The sequence below is a fragment of the Burkholderia sp. AU31624 genome (assembly GCF_020420065.1).
GTDB lineage: Bacteria > Pseudomonadota > Gammaproteobacteria > Burkholderiales > Burkholderiaceae > Burkholderia.
This window is the reverse complement of sequence record NZ_JAIZRT010000013.1, coordinates 156,187-176,432: the sequence shown is the minus strand read 5'-3', so window position 1 is coordinate 176,432 and position 20,246 is coordinate 156,187. Positions and strand designations below refer to the sequence as shown.

General features: G+C 67.1%; 18 protein-coding genes and 1 pseudogene. 12 read left to right on the top strand and 7 right to left on the bottom strand.

From position 1 onward, the window contains the following. Window positions 1–101 precede the first annotated feature (101 nt). A complete protein-coding gene (locus LGM89_RS35150) occupies window positions 102–1,139 on the bottom strand; it encodes a histone deacetylase family protein (RefSeq protein WP_226275548.1) in 1,038 nt (345 codons plus the stop codon). 115 nt (window positions 1,140–1,254) lie between these two features. Here LGM89_RS35150 and LGM89_RS35145 point away from each other — a divergent pair, with 115 nt between their 5' ends. The 5 genes from LGM89_RS35145 to dbpA all read left to right on the top strand — a co-directional run bounded on the left by LGM89_RS35145 (window position 1,255) and on the right by dbpA (window position 6,141). Then, window positions 1,255–1,743, top strand: a complete 489-nt coding sequence (locus LGM89_RS35145; RefSeq protein ID WP_089428572.1) for an Lrp/AsnC family transcriptional regulator — start codon at window positions 1,255–1,257, stop codon at window positions 1,741–1,743. A 69-nt stretch (window positions 1,744–1,812) separates the two neighbouring features. Beyond that, complete coding sequence (locus tag LGM89_RS35140; protein ID WP_226275546.1) at window positions 1,813–2,118, top strand: hypothetical protein; 306 nt, start codon at window positions 1,813–1,815, stop codon at window positions 2,116–2,118. Window positions 2,119–2,628: 510 nt separating this feature from the next. Next, window positions 2,629–4,272: a malate dehydrogenase (quinone) gene (gene mqo, locus LGM89_RS35135; RefSeq protein WP_413227495.1), complete on the top strand. Its 1,644-nt coding sequence runs from the start codon at window positions 2,629–2,631 to the stop codon at window positions 4,270–4,272. A gap of 277 nt (window positions 4,273–4,549) precedes the next feature. Further along, a complete protein-coding gene (locus LGM89_RS35130) occupies window positions 4,550–4,747 on the top strand; it encodes a hypothetical protein (RefSeq protein ID WP_011356541.1) in 198 nt (65 codons plus the stop codon). Then, window positions 4,744–6,141, top strand: coding sequence for an ATP-dependent RNA helicase DbpA (gene dbpA / locus LGM89_RS35125; RefSeq protein WP_039344267.1), 1,398 nt, complete (start codon window positions 4,744–4,746; stop codon window positions 6,139–6,141). The genes LGM89_RS35130 and dbpA overlap by 4 nt, the downstream gene beginning before the upstream one ends. 160 nt (window positions 6,142–6,301) lie before the next feature. Here dbpA and LGM89_RS35120 read toward each other — a convergent pair whose 3' ends face one another. Beyond that, a complete protein-coding gene (locus tag LGM89_RS35120; protein ID WP_226275542.1) occupies window positions 6,302–7,126 on the bottom strand; it encodes a phosphate/phosphite/phosphonate ABC transporter substrate-binding protein in 825 nt (274 codons plus the stop codon). Window positions 7,127–7,426: 300 nt separating this feature from the next. On the opposite strand from LGM89_RS35120, the gene LGM89_RS35115 reads away from it, so the two are divergent. Beyond that, window positions 7,427–8,452, top strand: a complete 1,026-nt coding sequence (locus LGM89_RS35115; RefSeq protein WP_226275541.1) for a fatty acid desaturase — start codon at window positions 7,427–7,429, stop codon at window positions 8,450–8,452. A 184-nt stretch (window positions 8,453–8,636) separates the two neighbouring features. Continuing rightward, window positions 8,637–9,839, top strand: a complete 1,203-nt coding sequence (locus tag LGM89_RS35110) for a benzoate/H(+) symporter BenE family transporter (protein ID WP_226275539.1) — start codon at window positions 8,637–8,639, stop codon at window positions 9,837–9,839. A 25-nt stretch (window positions 9,840–9,864) separates the two neighbouring features. Here the strand turns inward: LGM89_RS35110 and LGM89_RS35105 are convergent, their stop codons facing one another. Both LGM89_RS35105 and LGM89_RS35100 read right to left on the bottom strand, forming a co-directional pair. Then, a complete protein-coding gene (locus LGM89_RS35105) occupies window positions 9,865–10,752 on the bottom strand; it encodes an NAD(P)H-binding protein (RefSeq protein WP_226275537.1) in 888 nt (295 codons plus the stop codon). 263 nt (window positions 10,753–11,015) lie between these two features. Then, window positions 11,016–11,933: an AraC family transcriptional regulator gene (locus LGM89_RS35100; RefSeq protein WP_089443599.1), complete on the bottom strand. Its 918-nt coding sequence runs from the start codon at window positions 11,931–11,933 to the stop codon at window positions 11,016–11,018. A 194-nt stretch (window positions 11,934–12,127) separates the two neighbouring features. Here LGM89_RS35100 and LGM89_RS35095 point away from each other — a divergent pair, with 194 nt between their 5' ends. Next, window positions 12,128–12,331 carry a hypothetical protein gene (locus LGM89_RS35095; protein ID WP_226207470.1) on the top strand — a complete coding sequence of 68 codons (204 nt, stop codon included), beginning with the start codon at window positions 12,128–12,130 and terminating at the stop codon, window positions 12,329–12,331. A 21-nt stretch (window positions 12,332–12,352) separates the two neighbouring features. Here the strand turns inward: LGM89_RS35095 and LGM89_RS35090 are convergent, their stop codons facing one another. After that, window positions 12,353–13,306 carry a LysR family transcriptional regulator gene (locus LGM89_RS35090; RefSeq protein ID WP_046548935.1) on the bottom strand — a complete coding sequence of 318 codons (954 nt, stop codon included), beginning with the start codon at window positions 13,304–13,306 and terminating at the stop codon, window positions 12,353–12,355. Window positions 13,307–13,407: 101 nt separating this feature from the next. Between LGM89_RS35090 and LGM89_RS35085 the strand changes: the two genes are divergently transcribed. The 3 genes and pseudogenes from LGM89_RS35085 (at window position 13,408) to LGM89_RS35075 (ending at window position 17,327) form a co-directional block, all read left to right on the top strand. Then, window positions 13,408–14,766, top strand: coding sequence for an NAD(P)/FAD-dependent oxidoreductase (locus LGM89_RS35085; protein ID WP_226275536.1), 1,359 nt, complete (start codon window positions 13,408–13,410; stop codon window positions 14,764–14,766). Between the two features lie 326 nt (window positions 14,767–15,092). Then, window positions 15,093–15,527, top strand: a complete 435-nt coding sequence (locus LGM89_RS35080) for a phosphatase (RefSeq protein ID WP_089497968.1) — start codon at window positions 15,093–15,095, stop codon at window positions 15,525–15,527. A 179-nt stretch (window positions 15,528–15,706) separates the two neighbouring features. Beyond that, window positions 15,707–17,327 (top strand): annotated as a pseudogene (locus LGM89_RS35075) (histidine-type phosphatase). A 41-nt stretch (window positions 17,328–17,368) separates the two neighbouring features. On the opposite strand, the gene LGM89_RS35070 reads toward LGM89_RS35075, so the two are convergent. Together LGM89_RS35070 and LGM89_RS35065 are read right to left on the bottom strand one after the other, a co-directional pair. Then, on the bottom strand, window positions 17,369–18,028 hold the full coding sequence (locus LGM89_RS35070; RefSeq protein WP_226275535.1) for an alanyl-tRNA editing protein: 660 nt from the start codon (window positions 18,026–18,028) through the stop codon (window positions 17,369–17,371). Window positions 18,029–18,064: 36 nt separating this feature from the next. Beyond that, window positions 18,065–19,084 (bottom strand): sterol desaturase family protein, encoded by a 1,020-nt coding sequence (locus tag LGM89_RS35065; protein WP_226275534.1) that lies wholly within the window; start codon window positions 19,082–19,084, stop codon window positions 18,065–18,067. A 94-nt stretch (window positions 19,085–19,178) separates the two neighbouring features. Between LGM89_RS35065 and LGM89_RS35060 the strand changes: the two genes are divergently transcribed. Next, window positions 19,179–20,225, top strand: a complete 1,047-nt coding sequence (locus LGM89_RS35060) for an AraC family transcriptional regulator (RefSeq protein ID WP_226275533.1) — start codon at window positions 19,179–19,181, stop codon at window positions 20,223–20,225. Window positions 20,226–20,246 lie beyond the last annotated feature (21 nt).

Below are 20,246 nucleotides of genomic sequence, written 5' to 3'. Positions count from 1 at the left end.
GACGTGTTGTGGTTCGGATGACGAATCGGTTTCGGTCAGTGATGCAGCGCGTCCCGCACTGCGGGCCCCATCCCTGTCGGCGGCACGGCTGCGGCGCCGCGTTACGCGCGCCCTTCGAATCCCAGCAGCACGTTGACCGCATTGACGCCGATCTCGTCGACCATGTAGCCGCCTTCCATCACGAACAGCGTCGGCACGTTCAGGCGCGCGAGCGCCGCGCCGATGCGCAGGTAGTCGGGCGAACGCAGCCGGAAATGGCTGATCGGGTCGTGCTCGAAGGTATCGACGCCGAGCGACACGACGAGCGCGTCGGGCGCATGCGCGGCGATCGCGGCGGCCGCGTGGTCGAGCGCCGCCGAGTAGGTGTCCCACAACGTGCCCTTCGGCAGCGGCAGGTTCAGGTTGAACCCTTCGCCCGCGCCGATGCCGCGCTCGTCCGCGTAGCCGGAGAAGTACGGGTACGACACGGGCGGCTCGCCGTGGATCGACGCGAACAGCACATCCGCGCGGTCGTAGAAGATGTCCTGCGTGCCGTTGCCGTGATGGAAATCGACGTCGAGCACCGCGACGCGCGCGGCGCCCTGTGCGACACAGTGCTGCGTCGCGATCGCCGCGTTGTTCAGGTAGCAATAACCGCCCATGTACTCGCGGCCCGCGTGATGGCCGGGCGGGCGGCACAGCGCGAACGCCGCGCGCGCCGCGCCGCTCGACAGCAGGTCGGCGCCGGTGAGCGCCGAGTTCGCGCTCGCGCTCACGGCATCCCACGTGCCGGCGTTGATCGGCGCACCCGCGTCCATCGCGTAGAAGCCGAGCTTGCCGTCGATGAACGCGGGCGGTGTCGAGGCCGCCGGCATCGCGCGCACCGGCCACACGAGCGGCAGCGCCTGGCAGGTGCGGCCCGTCGCGGCCCACTCGTCCCATGCGCCAGCGAGGAAATCGACGTAGCGCGCGCTGTGCGCGGCCGCGTAGTGGGCGCGGTCGAACGGCTTCGGCGCGATCACGTCGCCGAGGCCGGCGGCGCGCACCTGCGCAAGCACCGTTTCGGCGCGAAGGGGGTTTTCGAACGAATCGGTGATCGCGCCGTCCTTCAGTTCGACGCCGCGATGCAGGTGGTGATCGCTGCTGTAGATCGTGAGCATGGTTGACCATTGCAGTGAGGGTGGCAACAGTTTATTGACGGCCACCGGCAATAGCTTTGCTTTCGACCCGCCCCTTTCGTACAATTTTGAGAAAACCGCCTACGGATTCCCGGAAATGAGCAAAAATCGCGCTTCGGCCGAACTGGATGGCGTCGACCGCGCCATGCTGCGCCTGCTGCAGGACGACGGCGCGCTGTCGAACGCGACGCTCGGCGAGAAGCTGTCGCTGAGCGTCACGCCGTGCTGGCGGCGCCGCAAGCGGCTCGAGGACGAAGGCGTGATCACCGGCTACCAGGCGAACCTCGACCGGCGCGCGCTCGGCATGAACGTGTTCGCGTTCGTGCAGGTGACGTTCAACATGCATTCCGGCCAGGATTCGGATCACTTCGAGGACGTGATGCGGCGTCACGACGAAGTGACGTCCTGCCACAAGATCACCGGCGCGGCCGACTACATCCTGCAGGTCGTCGCGGCCGATCTCGACGCGTACGCGGAATTCGTCGAGCATGTGCTGCGCAAGCAGGCGGGGGTGTCGTCGATCCAGTCGAGCCTTGCGTTGCGTGAAGTGAAGTTCTCGTCGCGCGTGCCGGTGCCGGGCGACTGACCGTTCATGCCGTTCCGCGCCCGTACCCGGGCATCCGTTGTCGATCGTCATCCCATGGAGCGCTACCTGATGAAACGTCTTCTTCCGTCTGCTTCGCTGGCCGCCGCCATGGCCTGCGCGCTCGCGTTGAGCGCCTGTGCGGCGCAATCCACCGTGCCGGCCGCCGCGTCGGCCCCGCCCGAGGCTGCCGCGCCGCCCGCGCCGCCGATGCCCGGCAGCGATCGCGATCCGCACGGCTGCATCCCGTCGACCGGCTATTCGTGGTGCGAACAAACGCAGCAATGCGAGCGCCCGTGGGAACTCGCGAAGCAGAAGGGCTTCGCGAATTCGGCGCTGGCGTACGAGCAGTTCTGCCGGAACAACTTCGCGAAGTGACGCAACATGGCATGACGTGATCGGGACGCGGTGCAACGCCGCGCCCGACACCCCCGATCCCGCGCAGTCATCCCCAGCTTTCCCGCTTCCCGCGACCGTCATTCCGGAAACCCGGACACACAAAAAACCCCACAAAAACAACGGGATTTTTCGTTTGTGACACAGCAAACGAGTTCGGTTACATTACGCGCCCCTTGCCACCCCGCCTCCGCAAAACGCGTCGCGTGCGGCCTCTTGCCACGCAGCCTGAAGCATCTTCCGCTCGGGCTTGCCGCAAGGGCCCGGGCGCGTTGTGCGCCACTGTGACGCAGGCGCTTGCCTGCCCGCAGGCAGCCGATCCGAAGGTGTCCTTCCCGACGGCTTCGCGTGCGCAAATGCAACGGCGTGCGGCGTCGATCCGGAATTCCGGATTCGCGTGTCCGGATCTCCGGATCCGTGTTTCACCGCGATCGATACCCGCGCCGGGCGGCTTGGCAAACCGATGCATTCAAGTTGAAAAAGGGATCTGCTGTGATCAAAACGTTACGGGTAATACTGTCGGCGCTCGCGCTGTGCGTCGCGACATCGTCCGCGCATGCCGCCGACACGAAGAAGGTCGACGTCCTGCTGGTGGGCGGCGGCATCATGAGCTCGACGCTCGGCGTCTGGCTGCACGAGCTTCAACCTGACTGGTCGATGACGATGGTCGAGCGCCTCGACGGCGTCGCACTGGAAAGCTCGAACGGCTGGAACAACGCCGGCACCGGCCACTCGGCGCTCGCCGAGCTGAACTACACGCCGGAGAAGGCGGACGGCAAGATCGACATCTCGAAGGCGATCGAGATCAACGAGTCGTTCCAGATCTCGCGCCAGTTCTGGGCGTGGCAGGTCAAGCAGGGCGTGCTGAAGAACCCGCACTCGTTCATCAACTCGACGCCGCACATGAGCTTCGTGTGGGGCGACGACAACGTCCGCTTCCTGAAGAAGCGCTACGAAGCGCTGCAGGCGAGCCCGCTGTTCCGCGGCATGCAGTATTCGGAAGACTACGACCAGATCAAGCAGTGGGTGCCGCTGATGATGGAAGGCCGCGACCGCAACCAGAAGGTCGCGGCGACGTGGACGCCGATCGGCACCGACGTGAACTTCGGCGAGATCACGCGCCAGTTCGTCGGCTACCTGAAGACGCAGCCGAACTTCACGCTGTCGCTGTCGAGCGAAGTGCGCGAGATCTCGCGTAATGCCGACGGCACGTGGCACGTGAGCTGGGTCAAGCTGCACTCGGATGAACCGGCGCAGTCGGTCGACGCGAAGTTCGTGTTCATCGGCGCGGGCGGCGGTGCGCTGCACCTGCTGCAGGCATCGGGCATCCCCGAGGCGAAGGACTACGGCGCGTTCCCGGTCGGCGGCTCGTTCCTCGTGACGGACAACCCCGAAGTCGTGAAGCAGCACTTGGCGAAGGCGTACGGCAAGGCGTCGGTCGGCTCGCCGCCGATGTCGGTGCCGCACCTCGACACGCGCATCATCGACGGCAAGAAGATCATCCTGTTCGGGCCGTTCGCGACGTTCTCGACCAAGTTCCTGAAGAACGGTTCGTACTTCGACCTCGCGAAGAGCACCAACCTGCACAACGTCGCACCGATGATGCGCGTGGGCGTGGACGAATTCCCGCTGGTCCAGTACCTCGCCGGCCAGCTGATGCTGTCCGACGACGACCGCTTCAACGCGCTGAAGGAATACTTCCCGAACGCGAAGAAGGAAGACTGGCGCCTGTGGCAAGCCGGCCAGCGCGTGCAGATCATCAAGCGCGACCCGGTCAAGGGTGGCGTACTGAAGCTCGGCACCGAGATCGTCGCGTCGCAGGACGGCAGCATCGCGGGCCTGCTCGGCGCATCGCCGGGCGCGTCGACGGCCGCGCCGATCATGCTGAACCTGATGAAGAAGGTGTTCAAGGACAAGGTCGCGACGCCCGAGTGGCAGCAGAAGATCCGCCAGATCGTGCCGAGCTACGGCACGAAGCTGAACGACAGCCCGGCGAAGGTCGTCGAGGAATGGACGACCACCAGCGACGTGCTGCAGCTGTCGCCGCCGCCGAAGATCGACCTCAGCACGCCGTCGCAGGCCACCGGCACCGCGCCGGCCCGCCCGGCGAAGGCGGCGACCGACATGGCGCTGTAACGCGCCGAGCGCCGCGCGACGCCATTGCGCCGCCTGACACGGCCGCCCTCCGGGGCGGCCGTTTTTCTTGGCGGGTCGCGGGCGAAACCGCCCGGCCGGCCGCCCGCTTCCGCTAGAATTGCGGCACGCGCGACCCTGTCGCCGCCCGATCCATCATCCGCATCGACGCAATCCAAGCGACGCCCGGTGCGGCCCGCGCCCAAGCCGCGCGAGCGCCGCCCGCCGTTGCCGCGCCCGCCCGGGCGCGCCATCAACCGAATTCAGCTGGAGAAAGACCGTGTTTACCTGCCGAAACCAGAGCTGCGGCACGCCGTGGGAGCAGTCCGACGTCGTCATCAAGGACGAAGGCCAGGGGCTGCTGTTCCGCTGCCCGCTGTGCGGCGCGCGCAACTACCTCGAACGCTTCGAGGACGACGAAGGCAAGGTCGTCTACGAGCAGATGGAAGGCCGCCCCTACCTCGGAGACCTGGAATGACCCAGCCGACCGCCACGCCGTTCAGCGCGCTGTCGTTGACGCCCGCCACGCTCGCCAACCTCGCGCAGCTCGGCTATGTCGACATGACGCCGATCCAGGCCGCGAGCCTGCCGGTCGCGCTGGCCGGCCAGGACCTGATCGCGCAGGCGAAGACGGGCAGCGGCAAGACCGCCGCGTTCTCGCTCGCGCTGCTGGCGCGCCTCGATGCGCGCCGCTTCGACGTGCAGGCGATGATCCTGTGCCCGACGCGGGAGCTCGCCGACCAGGTCGCGCAGGAAGTGCGCCGCCTCGCGCGCGCCGAAGAGAACGTGAAGGTGCTGACGCTGTGCGGCGGCACGCCGATGCGCCCGCAGGCGCAGAGCCTCGAGCACGGCGCGCACATCGTCGTCGGCACGCCGGGCCGCATCATGGATCACCTCGATCGCGGCAACCTGAAGCTCGACGCGCTGAACACGCTGGTGCTCGACGAAGCCGACCGGATGCTCGACATGGGCTTCTTCGACGACATCGCGAAGGTCGCCCGGATGTGCCCGACCACGCGCCAGACGCTGCTGTTCTCCGCGACCTATCCGGACGGCATCGCGAAGCTGAGCCAGCAGTTCCTGCGCAACCCGAAGGAAATCAAGCTCGAAGAGCGCCACGACAACAGCAAGATCCGCCAGCGCTTCTACGAAGTGACGGAAGACGAGCGGCTGCATGCGGTGGGTCAGTTGCTGAACCACTACCGGCCGGTGAGCACGATCGCGTTCTGCAACACGAAGCAGCAGTGCCGCGACCTGCTCGACGTGCTGCACGCGCAGGGCTTCCACGCGCTCGCGCTGCACGGCGAGCTCGACCAGCGCGAACGCGACCAGGTGCTGATCCAGTTCGCGAACCGCAGCTGCTCGGTGCTGGTGGCCACCGACGTCGCCGCGCGCGGGCTCGACATCGCGCAGCTCGAGGCGGTGATCAACGTCGACGTGACGCCCGACCCCGAAGTGCACGTGCACCGCATCGGCCGCACGGGCCGCGCGGATCAGGACGGCTGGGCGCTGAGCCTCGCGAGCATGGACGAGATGGGCCGCGTCGGTGCGATCGAGCAGGCGCAGAAGCGCGACGTCGAATGGCATCCGCTCGCGGAACTGACGCCGGCCGACGACGGCGTGCTGACGCCGCCGATGGAAACGCTGCAGATCCTCGGCGGGCGCAAGGACAAGATCCGCCCGGGCGACGTGCTCGGCGCGCTGACCGGCGACGCCGGGTTCGACGGCAAGCAGATCGGCAAGATCAACGTGACCGAGTTCTCGACCTATGTCGCGCTCGAGCGCGGGGTGGCGCGCGACGCGCTGCGCAAGCTCAATGCCGGGAAGATCAAGGGCAAGCGGGTCAAGGTCCGGTTGATGGACGAAGAATAAGCGGTAACGTGGAGGCGTCGCGGCGGCAACGCCGCGCCGTGGCGCCTGAGCCGAACCTGAATCTGTCCCTGACCTTGCATCGCCCCGGGCAACCTGCGGTCGTCGCCCCTCTTTCGGCAATCGGCCGCCGCTCCGTCAAGCCGCCCGTATCGCCTGCCTGCTACGCGAGCGCCGGATACTCGTGCGCAGCAGCCTCCTGCTCGAACCGCGCAATCGCCTCATAGTCATCCGGCGACAGCCGTTCGAATCCTTTCAGCCGCAGCACGCGCGCCCGCTCCACATCGATCGCCACCGCGCGGTCGAGCGCATCTCGCAAAGCAGCGACCTGTGTATCTTCGAGTGTTCGCGACGCGATGAACGGTAATCCCGGCGCAGAGGCCGTCATCCCGATGATCCGGATGTCCTGGAGCAGATCGGGCAACGCGTCGCGCACATACGCGAACGTCACGCAGTCGATCGCCGCGCAATCGGCTTCCGCTGAAGCCAGCGCACGCAGCACGTTCAGGTGCGAGCCGAGCACTGCAACCGATCCGAAGAATCGTCCGTCGCGCGCATGCGGCGCCACCGCATGCCGGAACGCGTTCATCCCGCTGTGCGAATCGCTACCGTTGAATGCGGCCCGCAGCCCCCGGCATGCGGCGAGCGTCGTCGCGCCGCCCGCATGCGCGCGTGCCGACACGACCAGCACACTGCTGTAGTGCGCGCCGTGGCAACCATCCGCATCGAACACGGGGGTTGCGATCAGTCGCACGACATCGCGCAGGCCCAGCATCCGGTACGGGTAGCCGCAGGTCTGCGACAGCAACAGATCGTCGCGCCGCCACAGCGCGTGCAGGTCGGCGAAGGGTTCGTCGGGAAGCGTGACATCGGCAGGCCCGCCCGCGTTCGCGAACGCATCGAGCGTGTCGCGCAGCAGGGCGCGCCACAGCGCATCGTGGCGCGGCGTCACGTTGTACATCGGCAGTACTGCGATCCATGGGTTCATGCGGGCATTCTACGCACCGCCGCTCACGCAGCGAAACCCGGTTCGATCACGGTAAAACGGGGGCCGATCGTCGCGCAGCGCGCCGGAAGCTTATCGGCCGCACGGCGATAAGCAAATGCGAATCGATTGGTTGGCCGCGCGGTGCGATCCCGGTACCGTCCTGATGCCTGCCCGAGCATCGCCATTGCACGTGATAACGGACAGGCCGACCGTGATCCGCGAGACACCTGCGCACCCGGGCCGAGCGCACCGGTTCAACCGCTCGTTCCCCGCACTGCCCGTTCAATCCGCCTCAACGCCATGGCCGAATACTTCGACGTCGACCACGCGCGTGCGATCGCCGCGCTCGACACCCGCTTCACCGCCCGCACCGAGTGGCCGACCTGGCTGCTGGTCGTCGCGATCTACGGCGGCTGGCTCGCCGTGCTGCTGCTCGTGCGCGACGGCACGCTGTCGCTCGCGGCCGCGACGCTGCCGCTGATCCTGCTCGGCGCGTGGCACCTGTCGCTGCAGCACGAGCTGCTGCACGGCCACCCGACACGCTCCGCCCTCGTGAACAAGCTGCTCGGTTATCCGCCGCTGACGGTCTGGTATCCGTACACGCTGTATCGCGACACGCATCTCGACCATCACCGCGACGAAGACCTGACCGTACCGGGCGTCGATCCCGAAACGAACTACGTCACACGCGAACGCTGGGCGCAGCTGCCGCGCTGGCGCCGTGTGCTGACGGTCGCCCGCAAGACTTTCATCGGACGCTTCATCGCCGGGCCGCCGTTGAGCATCTTTGCGATGTGCATCGATGCATTCGCCGCGTTTCGTCGCGGCGACTTCCGCTATCTGCCGATGTGGGCGATGCATATCGCCAGCGTGGTTGCGCTGCTCGCGTGGCTGCAATGGGCGATCGGCGTGCCGTGGTGGTATTACCTGCTCGTGGTCACGTGGCCCGCGCTGTCGATCGCGATGATCCGCTCGCTGTACGAGCACCGTGCCGCGCCGCATCCGAAGGCGCGCATCGCGATCAATGAAGCCGGCTTCGCGATGCGACTGCTGTACCTGAACAACAACTATCACCTCGTCCATCACGACCTGCCGAAGCTGCCGTGGTACGACCTGCCGCGTGCGTACCGGATGCGGCGCGACGCGTATGCGCGGAAATGCGGCGGCTTCGTGATTCGCGGCGGGTATCGCGAACTGCTCGCGCGCCATGCGTGGACGCCGACCGATACGCCCGTGCATCCGTTCGATCAGGGCACGGCGTCGTTGTCGACGGGCAGCGGTGTGAAGGTGGCGGTGGTCGACAAGGTGCTGCAGATCAGCACGTGACGTGCGGTGGAGCCGACGATTCGTCCGCCCCGACGCGCATTCCTTACGAAAAGCCAACATTCCTGCTCCCGCCCGCGCATTGCCAATTGCGTCGGCAATGCCCAGAATGGCGGTTCGTCCGGGGCTTCCAACAATTATTCGCCCCGGCTCTGCTCCCGGCCGCGCGCCGCATGCCCCCACGACGATGCAACCGAACACCCCGCCCGGCGCAATCCGCGCGATCGGCAACGACTGGTCCGTTTCCGCGATTACCGCGGGTTTTCTCGCGGTACTGATTTCCTACGCGGGCCCGCTCGCGATCTTCTTCCAGGCCGCGCAGGCCGCCCATGCGTCGAATGCGATGGTGTCGTCGTGGGTCTGGGCGATCTCGATCGGCGCGGGCATTTCGGGCCTGTTCGCGAGCTGGAAGCTGAAGGTGCCGGTCATCACCGCGTGGTCGGCGCCCGGCACCGCGCTGCTCGTCGGCCTGTTTCCGCAACTGACGCTCAACCAGGCCGTCGGCGCGTACATCACGGCCGCGCTGATCATCCTGCTGATCGGCGTGACCGGCTATTTCGACCGGCTCGTGCGCCACATTCCGCGCGGCATCGCGTGCGGGATGATGGCCGGCATCCTGCTGCCGTTCGGCACCCATGCGTTCGCCTCCGCGTCGGAGCAACCCGCGCTCGCGTTCGGGATGATCGCCGCCTACGTGATCTTCAAGCGACTGCTGCCGCGTTACAGCATCGTGCTCGTGCTGCTGACGGGCGCCGCGCTCGCGACGCTGCTCGGGATGACGCATCTCGGCAACGTGTCGGCGAGCCTCGCGCACCCGATCTTCATCGCGCCCGAATGGACGCTCGGCACGACGCTCAGCCTCGCGCTGCCGCTCGTGGTCGTCAGCCTCACCGGCCAGTTCCTGCCGGGCATGACGATCCTGCGCGTGTCCGGCTATCACACGCCCGCGCGGCCGATCATCACCGCGACCAGCGTGATGTCGCTCGTGGTTGCATGCTTCGGCGGGATCACGATCGTCGTCGCGGCGATCACGGCGGCGCTCTGCACCGGCAAGGACGCGCACGAAGACCCGGACCGGCGCTACATCGCCGGGCTCGCGAACGGGGCGATCTACCTGATCGGCGGGCTCTTCGCGGGCACGATCGTCACGGTGTTTTTCGCGCTGCCGAAGGCGTTCGTCGCGATCCTCGCGGGGCTCGCGCTGATCGGCGCGATCGGCGCGAACGTGCACGGGATCTTCGAGGACGAGAACCACCGCGAGGCGTCGTTGATCACGTTCCTCGCGACTGCGTCCGGGATGACGTGGCTCGGGCTCGGCGCCGCGTTCTGGGGGATCGTGATCGGGTCGCTTTCGTATGCGGTACTGAACAAGGTGCGGCGATCGGCGTGATGCGCAACACGGGTCGCCGCCACTGTTACCGCGCATGCTGGCGCACCAGTTGCGCGAGTGCATCGGCCAGCGTCGTCGTCCCGTAAAGCCGCTCCGACACGCCCTCCTCGACGTCGATCTGCCCCGCGTTGTGCACATCGTAGAGATCGACGATCAACTGCGCATGTCGTTCGCTGAGGCCCGCGCGCAGCAGCGTCGCATTCCACGTCTCGCGCGGCAGTTCATGCGCGACGATGGCCCGGCCGGCCGCCGCGCCAAGCGTATCGGCGATCGCCGTCACGCTCACCCGCCGCGGCCCTTCGACACTGACGATACGCGGACCGTTGCCGCCTTCCGGCGCATCGAGCAGCAACCGCGCCGCGACGACGCCCACGTCGGGCGCCCAGACCGTCGGGAACACCTTGCCGACCGGATGGTGAAAGCTCGGCAGCACGCCGGTGCCGAGCGCGACCGGCAGGATGCGCGTCCAGTTCTGCAAATGCTCGGCCGAACGCAGCAGCGTCACGTGCGTCGGGATCGCCTTCAGCCGCTCTTCCAAGTGATGAAACAGCCGCGTGATGCCCGTATTGCCGTCGCGCTCCGCACCATAGTCCGACAGCGCGAGCAGCACCGGCGGCGGGTTGGCGGCGAGCGCGGCAGCCGCGACGTCCATCGTCCGTGTCATCGTCGCGGCCGGATCGGGGGCGGCCACGGGCACCGGGCACAGGATCTGCACGGCCCGCGCGCCGTCGATTGCCGCTGCGACCGCGTTCGCGTCCGTCAGCTCGGCGATCACGATGTCGCAGCCGAGCTGCGCGAAACGTTCACGATGGCGTGCGTCGCGCAATACCGCGCGCACGGGATGGCCGGCGTTGCGTAGGGCCGTCACGGTCGACTGGCCGACGTTGCCGGATGCACCGAAGATCACGAACACGATTCGCTCCTGAGGGGATGAAGGTGCGGTGATTGTCGGTTTGCGCGAAGGGAACGGCGCGCAAGGAGGGATGAAACCAGCAGGAAAGGATGGCGGATTGGCTGGCGGCTGTCATGCGGGCCGTCCGCTGCCTCGCCTTCCGCGTCGAATCGTACGGTCTGCCTCTAGCCGAGGGCGCAGGCGAAAACAGTCCAGGAGCCGATTGGACAATTGCCCCGGGATCCGGCGCGACGACTCATCTCCGGTGCCGCGCCATCGCTCCGCTACGCGTCACGCCCGCCACCTTCGCCGTCATACGCGAGCCGCAGCCCGCCCGTTGCCCCCGACCGCGCAATCTCGGTCGGCGTCGCCCCCAGCACGCGATTCATCCAGTTCGCCATGTGGCTCTGATGCGCAAACCCGGCCTCGAGCGCGATCTGGCTGATGCTGAGCCGGCCTTCGAGCAGCAACGCCTTCGCTCGCTCGACCCGGCGCCGCACGACGTACTGGTGCACCGGCATTCCGAGCGTTTCGCGGAACAGCACCTTGAAATGCGGCACGCTGATCGACACGAGCGCCGCGAGTTCGGCCAGCGTCATGCGCCGCTCCAGGTTCGCTTCGACGTAGTCGATCACGCGCGCGGCCGCCTTCGGCGCGAGCGTGCGGCGGCGCTCGCGGAACGCCGGCTGGCCGTCGACCAGCCGCGCGACGAGCGCCGTGCACAGGCTTTCCGCATAGAGCGGATCCGACGCGTCTTCCGCTTCGAGTTCGGCGGCCATCGCCCACGCGATGTGCTGCAGGCGCGGGTCACGCACCTGCAGCCGGCGGCGGATCTGCCCCTGCGACGGCTTCAGTTCGAGCTGCTCGACGGTCCGCCGCACGAAGGTGTCGCTGAGCGCGATATGGAGGATCTGGCAGTCGGCGCTGTCGGTCCACTGGCCGGGCAGGCCGGCCGGAATCACGTCCACGTCGCCATGCGCCTGGATGCGCGACACGCGCTCGCCGTCGCACACGCAATCCGCGCGAACGGGCGACCCGATATGCACGCCGATCCGGTGATGGTCGGCCGCCGGAATCCGGTAGGTGCCCGCGCGGATGGCCAGCAGCGACGCGCCGAAGCCCTGCCAGCCGAGCCCGCGGCTCGAGCGCAGGCTGACCGGGACGCCGTTGTCCGTCGGCGCCGCGAGAATCGCATCGCTCATGGCCTTCCTCCAGTGGATCGGGATGTCGAACGCGCATTGTGACGCGTTTTCGGGCCGCCTGCCGGGCCTGCCGGCGGCCCGCACCGGTCGGGCAGAAAAAGATCATCCATTCCTGCTCAGGGCCATCCTTGCGTGTGCGCCGGCGGGCGCCGCGCCGCTTACGATGGCCCCATCCGACACCTACGGAGACCGTCATGCCCCATCAGTGCCTTGCGCCGCGCGCCGCGTTCACCGCGCGCTCGCCTTCCGCCGCCAATCGCCCCTCATCCGGCCCCCGCAACGACCGCACCGCCTTCGCCACCATCGCCGCCTGGTGCCTGCGCATCGTCGGCTGGACCCGGCTCGAACGGCTGCTCGCATCCATCCCCGACAGCAACGACGACTTCGGGCTCGTCTGACCGGCCGGTCAACGCATCAGCCTACTTGCGCCGCCGCTCGTGCGGCGCCACCGTCGCGCCGTCGATCACCGGCGCGCCCTGCTTGATCAGGAAGTCGCGGAACAGCCCCGTGACCTGCGAAATGCGCCGGTCGGCGAGCGTCACCACATACCACTCGCGCTCGATCGGGTTGCCGGGGAACGGCAGTTGCCCGAGCAGCCCGGTGCGCAGTTCGAGTGCACACGCGTGCAGCGACAGGAACGCCACGCCGAGCCCCGCTTCGGCCATCTGCTTGATCGCCTCGTTGCTCGACAGTTCGGAGCCCACATGGAACCGGTAACCCGCGTTCTTGAACAGGCTCTCGACCGTCGAGCGGGTACCCGCGCCGCGTTCGCGCACGAGCAGGTGCGCGGATTCGAGATCCTTCAGCGCGACGCGCTTGCGCTGCATCAGCGGATGGCCAGGCGCCGCGACGAACACCATCGGATGCTTCGCGAACTCGACCGCATGCGTGCGCAGTTCCTTCGGTGCGCTGCCCATCACCGCGAGATCGATTTCATGCGTGGCGAGCATGCGGATGATGTCGTCGCGATTGCCCACCTTGAAATAAGTCTTCACATGCGGACGCGTCGCGGTGAATTTCACGAGCAGCGGCGGAATCAGGTACTCGGCCGTCGTGATCGCGCCGATCCGGAGCGTGCCGCCTAGATCGCCCGTCAGCGCGGCCACTTCGTCGCCGGCCTCGCTCCACAGATGCAGGATCTCGCGCGCATAGCGCGACACGATCTCGCCGGCCGCGGTCAGCTGCACGCCGCGCCCCACCCGCTGCAGCAACGCGGCGCCCACCGCCTCCTCGAGCAGGCGAACCTGCAGCGACACGGCCGGCTGCGTCAGGTTCAGTTCCTCGGCCGCCCGCGACACGCTGCCGAGCCGCGCAATCATGTCCAGCGCCTTCAGCTGCCGGAACGTCGCGGTCTTTCCTATAAGTGAATACATATGAGTCGCTTATAAACATTAAATTGTTCGAGTAGGTTCGAAACTATATCGTCGGTTCTTGAGCAATGTCATCCGAATCGTCATTAAAGCGGGAGCCCTACATGGACAACACCACGCCCAACCTTGCAACGGACCGCGCCCCGCGCCTGCCGCGCATCGTGATCGTCGGCGGCGGCGCCGGCGGCCTGCACCTCGCCACGCGTCTCGGCGATACGATCGGACGCCGCGGACAAGCCGAAGTCGTGCTCGTCGACCGCTATCCGACGCACTTCTGGAAGCCGCTGCTGCACGAAGCCGCATCGGGCCATCGCGACCCGGCCTCGCACACGATCGAATACGCGGCGCAAGCGAAGCGCCACGGGTTCCGCTTCGTGCAGGGCGCGCTGCAGCAGGTCGACCGCGCGGCCCGCACGGCGACGATCGCGGCCGTGCAGGACGCGGACGGCACGGAAATCCTGCCGCAGCGCGAGCTCGACTATGACGATCTCGTGCTCGCCGTCGGCAGCGTGACGAACTTCTTCAACGTGCCGGGCGCGGCGCGCCACGCGCTGCCACTCGAAAACCTCGACCAGGCCGAGGACTTCCGCCGGAAGTTCCTCGCGGCGTGCACAAAGGCGAATCACCTGGCCGAGCAGCAGCCCGCGCGGCGCGCGGCGCCGATCTGCATCAACGTGATCGGTGCGGGCGCGACGGGCGTCGAGCTGGCAGCGGCATTGCGCGATGCGATCCAGCAACTGACGACGTACCGCTTCAAGGCGCTGGTGTCCGCGCGCGACGTGCACATCCGGCTGATCGAAGGCGGCCCGCGCATCCTGCCGGCGCTCGACGAGCGGCTGTCCGGCAAGATGCACGCGCAGCTTCGCGCGCTGAACGTCGACGTGCTGACCGATACCCGCGTGGCGGAAGTCGGCGCGGATGCCGTGACGACCTCGACCGGCGAGCGGCTCGCGAGCGACATCACGATCTGGGCGGCCGGCGTGGCGGGCCCCGCGTTCCTGCGGCAGATCGGCGACATCGCGCTCAACCGTTCGAACCAGGTGATCGTGACCGACACGCTGCAGACGCCGGACGACCCGCACGTGTATGCGTTCGGCGACTGCGCCGCGTGCCCGACGGGCGGCGCGAACGGCTTCCTGCCGCCGCGCGCGCAGGTCGCTTATCAACAGGCCGTGTACCTGGTCAACGCGTTCGCGCGGCGCGTCGCCGGCAAGCCGGTGGCGGGCTTCACGTTCCGCGATGCGGGCACCGTCGTGTCGCTCGGGCATGCGGGCGCCGTGTACCAGGCCGACATCAGCGTGCGCTCGCGTTCGCTGATCGTCGACGGGCTGGCTGCGATCGGACTGTACAAGTTCCTGTATCGCAAGCATCTGTTCAGCGTGGTCGGCGTGAAGCGTGCGCTGTTCCAGTCGCTGAGCCACTGGCTGCAAAGCCGCAACCAGCCGTCGATCAAGCTGCACTGATCACGTCGATTCACACGCAGCATCGCAAGACGGCATGTCGGGCGTGCATCGCTCGATATGCCGTTTTTTCATTTGCACTTGCACGGTGCATTCATTGCGTGCGCGAATCTGGTGCATCACATCGAAGGCCGTCGATACGATGCGATTCGCGCGAAACAGGCCGTGCGACATGCATCCCACGCCCACATTGGCGCGACGTCCCATTCATTAGTCGAATCATATGGGTCGGATATAAATATTAATTGGTCGCGATTTCCGGATCGACGCTAAGGTGTGTGGCATTCCCGTCGGCGAACGGATCATCACGTCTCTGAAGAGGAATCACCGTGGTTATCGAAGCCATCGTCACCCGTCTCGACGCAGCATTCGCGCAAATCGAAGCAACACCGGATTCGCATGAATCGCGCCATCAACGCGACGCGATCATCCAGTGGCTCGACCGAGCATCGGAAGAAGGATATCGACTCGGTCTCGTCACGACGCTGCCGGCCGCACGGCTCAGCGACATGTTCGAAGGCCAGTTCGGCCGCGCGAACCTCGACCGCTTCTCGGTCGTCGTCACGGACGCCAATCAGCAGGACTCCGGATCAAGTCAGCACCCGTTCGACGTCGCGCTGCAGGCGCTCGGCGTGCCGCCCGAACGCGCGGTGGCAATTGCGAGCAGCGAACCGGAGCGCCGCGAAGCCGAGCATTTCGGCCTGTCGCGCTGCGTGAACATCACCGACACCGTGCGCTCGATCGCATCGGCCGGCCTGCACTGAACACCGGCACACGGGCCGGCAGTGGCCGGCCTTCCTCGATCCGGCGGCAATCCGACGATTGCCCGGCCGAATCCTGACATTCTGCTGTCAAAGTCGCTTGCAACACTTCCGGGCTTGACCGATCACTCCCGGAGACGGGACGACGCGAACCTGCATCGTCCCGCCCGTTGCCCGCCACGATGACACGCCCGATCCGCACCGCCACCGCCCTCGCGATTACCTGCCTGCTACTCGCTGCCTGCGGCGGGGACGACTCGACACCACCCGCGGCCGCTGCCGACAACAGCGGTTCGACGCCTGCACCGCAACCACAGCCTCAGCCCAAGCCGACACCCGCGACTTACTACCAGACTAAGACGCCGTACCGTCCGCAGCAGGACGCCGCGACGTACGAAGCGCCGCCCGCCGGCTACGCGCCCGTCTATACGGAACTCGTCGCGCGCCACGGCTCGCGTGGATTGTCGGGCTTCAAGTACGACGGCGCGATCTACGCGATGCTGGTCAAGGCCGAGGCCGACGGCGCACTGACCGCGCTCGGCGCGCAGCTCAAGGCCGACACGGTCGCGATGATGAAGGCCAATGCGCTGCTCGGCTATGGCGTGGCGGGTATCTCGACGCCCGGGTACGGCAATCTCACGCAAACCGGCATCCGCGAACACCAGCAACTCGCCGCGCGGCTCGCGCAGCGGTTGCCCACCTTGTTCGCGGCCGGCAACCGGCAGGTCGTCGTCGTCAACTCGGGCCAGGATCGCGCGGTCGACAGCTCGACGTATTTCTCCGCGTCGCTCGTGGCCGCGCAGCCGGCGTTGGCCACGGCGGATCACGCTGCCCGCCGCGCCGTCCGGCTATCCCGCGAACGCGCCGGTCGCGCCGCCGGCCGGCACCAACCGCTTCCTGCTGTATTTCCATTCGTTGAAGCCGGCCACCGATCTCGTGACCGATACGAGCAATCCGTACTACGCGACCTACCAGGCGAGCCAGGCATACCAGGCCTATGCGAGCGACACGACGGTGGCCGCGAAGCTCAACGCGATCAAGGCCGCGCCGCAGGCGGCCGACGTCGCGCAGACGGTGCTGTCCGCGCTCGTGTCGCAGGCCTTCATCGCGAAGCTCGGCACCGACGGCTACACGTTCGCGAACACGGGCACCTATGCATTCACGTCGGCGGACGGCAAGTTCACCAACACGCTGAAGGGCGACGGCAAGACGAAGATCGCGACGGCCGTCGATGCGGTAAACGTGCTGTACAACCTGCTGCAGGTCGCGCCCGCGATGACCGCGGAAACCGGCGGCGTCACGATGGAAAAGTACATCGGCGCGGAGCAGGCGCAGTATCTCGCGTATCTGCAGGATGCCGAGGACTACTACCAGAAGGGCCCCGGCATCCAGGAAGCAAACCCCGTCACGTACCGGATGGCGAAGGTGCTGCAGGACGATTTCTTCGGCGAAGTCGATGCGATCGCGCGCGGCGACCTGACCCGCGCCGCGAAGCTGCGCTTCACGCACGCGGAGATCGTGATTCCGTTCGCGTCGATCATGAACCTGAAGAACGTGTTCGTGCCGACGCCGCAGGCGCAGACGTACACGTACGCGAGCAATCCGTGGCGCGGTGATCAGGTGTCGCCGATGGCCGCGAACATGCAGTGGGATGTCTATCGCAACGGCTCGCGACTCATCGTGAAGATGCTGTACAACGAGCGCGAAACGGATTTCCAGGCCGCGTGCGACGGCGCGAAGATCGCGCCGGGCAGCCACTTCTATGACTACGCGGGGTTGAAGCAGTGTTACGGGTATCAGTGAAGTGACGCGGGCAGCGTGTGTCACGCAGCCCGCTCGCCCCGCTACCCACCGGCGCTCTCCGGCTCGACCAGCATCACCTCGATCCGCTCCTGGCCTTTCCCGGTATTCCTGCGCTTGAGCGTCAGCATGCCGATCTCGCCGGTCGACGCCGGATGCGTGCCGCCGCACGCCATCGTCGCGAAGCCGTCGACACGCCAGAACCGCCGTTGCGCATCGACATCGCTGAAATCGGTCACGATGCGCAGGTCGCGCTTCGACAGGTCGGCCGCGGCCGATTCGATCTCGGGAAACAGCGGCGCCACGCTCGTGTCGCTCGCGAAATCGATGCGCGCCTTGTCCGGCCCGATATGCGCACCGATGCGCTCGATGCCGGGCCTGAGCCGATAGACCAGCTGCAGCACCATTTCGGCCGCGAAGTGCAGACGCATCAGCCGGTACCGCCGCGTCCAGTCGATGCGCCAGGTCACGCGATCGCCGACACTCAGCGCATGATCGTGCGGCAACGTATAGACGATGTCGAGGCCCTGCTTGTCGGCCTGGATGACCGGATAGCCGCCCAGCGACCCCGCGTCGCTTTCCTGCCCACCGGAAAACGCAAAGAAGATGGTGGCATCCACCCGCACGCGATCGCCGTCGACGTGGCTGACGACGGTATCCAGCGTCGTCCGGTAGGGATCGTCCCAGAATACTTTCTTCGTCATTGCCCGCCGCGCCTTTCGCCGAGGAAAGCACGCAGGTTAGCCGGATCGCGTACCGGTGGCTTGTACGATCTTGCGCCCTGGCGCCGACGCATCCTCGTCGGGCATCGCACGCGAGGTTGTCGCCTCCTCCTCCTCGCCCTTGCGCTCGATACTCCACGTATGGATCGGCCGATGCCCCGGCCGCTCCCATTCGGGCGGCATCCACAGGTGTTTCAGCCGCTGCAGGACGGGCCCGGGTGCGAGCACGTCGCGCCACATGTCGACGAATTCGTGCAGGTTGAGCACCAGGAAGTTGGTCGAACGAATCTGCTGCGTGATCCCGTAGTCGACCGGCTCCGTTTCCTCGACATACGTGCCGAACAGGCGATCGAAGATGATCAGCACGCCGCCGTAGTTCCTGTCGATATAACGCGGATTGCGGCCGTGATGCGCGCGATGGTTCGACGGCGTGTCGAACACGTACTCGAACCCGCGCGGCAGCCGCCCGATCGCTTCGGTATGCACGAAGTACTGGTACGCGAGATCGACCGCGAGCAGGAACAGCACGACGGCCGGCGGGATGCCGAGCCACACCGGCGGCAGGTAGAACACGAACACGCCGACGAACGCGTTCAGCAGCGATTGCCGCATCGCGGTCGTGAAGTTCATCACTTCGCCGCTGTGATGCGGCACGTGCGCGGCCCAGAACCAGCGCACGCGATGCGACGTGCGATGAAACCAGTAGTAGCAGAACTCCACGACGACGAAGATCGGCACGATCGTGAAGCCGTTCACCGGCACGTCGAACAGCCGGTGCCGATAGGCCCACGCGAAGATCGCGCCCGTGAACAGGAGTCCCATCACGGTCTCGGCCACCTGATAGCCGGCGCCGAGCGACAGGTTCGCGACGATCTCCTTCCAGCGAAACGGCTCGCGGCGGCCGCGCCCCGTCATCACCGCGTATTCGATCGCGAACGCGATCAGGAAGACCGGCGTCATGCCGATCAGCAGCACCTGCTTCCAGTCCACGTCGCTACCCATGAACGCATGGAGCCACGTCATCAACTCGGTCGGCATGTTCGCGGCCTCGATCAAGAACTGACCGGCAGTATGGTCGTGCGCGGGTCGTCCCGCGTTGACACTTGCCGACGATTACTTGACACTTTCCGCCATGCCCGCCGCCTCCCCGTTATCGACGCAGCGCGTCTACTACTCGAGCACCTACGTGCGGCTGCTGTTCGACTATCTGTCCGAGCAAGGCAAGGATGCCGCGCGCGTGCTCGGCGAGGCGCGCCCGCCCGAGGACGATCGCGGGCTCACGCTGTATGCGAGCGCTCACTGGCGGCGCCTGCTCGAATGCGCGGTGCGCGCGCTCGACGATCCGCTGCTCGGCCTGCACGTCGGCCAGCGAATCACGCCCGCCCATCTCGGTGCGCTTGGCTATGCGCTGCATGCGTGCCGCGATGCCGGCGCCGCACTCGCGCGCTGGCAGCAGTACGAACACCTGATCGCGAATGTCGCGCGCATGGAGGTGCGGGTCGAGGCGACGTCGGTCGCGATCGAATGGCACGATGCGCCCGAACCGCTCGGCCCGCTCGTCGACGAAGTGGCGCTGACGGCCATCGTCCAGTTCGCACGCAACATCACCGGCACGCACCACGGGCCCGACGAGGTCTGCTTCGTGCATCTGTCGCCCGGCGACGAACGACCGTACATCGACTATTTCGGCTGCCCGGTGCGATTCGGCCAGCCGGTGAACCGCCTCGCGTTCCCGCTGCACCTGCTCATGCAGCCGCTGCGCCAGCCGGATGACGCGCTGCGGCAGATGATGGAACGCCAGGCGAGCGCGCTGCTTGCCGAGCTGCGGCAGACGGACGATCTCGAACAGTCGGTGCGGGAAGCCGTCGCGCGCCTGCTGACGCTGGGCGAAGCGAGCCTCGAACAGATCGCCGCGGACCTGCATGTGTCGTCGCGCACGCTGCATCGACGCCTCGCCGAACTCGGGCTCAACTTCCGGATCCTGCGCGAGGACACGCGGCGGCGGCTCGCGATCGACCATCTGAACGACCCGCGGCTGACGCTCGCGGAAGTCGCCTGGTTGCTCGGCTATTCGGAACACAGCGCCTTTACGCGCGCCTTCCGGCGCTGGACCGGCGAATCGCCGCAGCAGTGGCGCAGCCGTCAACCGGCACGGGCCGCGAACGTCGCGCGAGGCTGAGCACGGCGCGCTAGCGTGCCG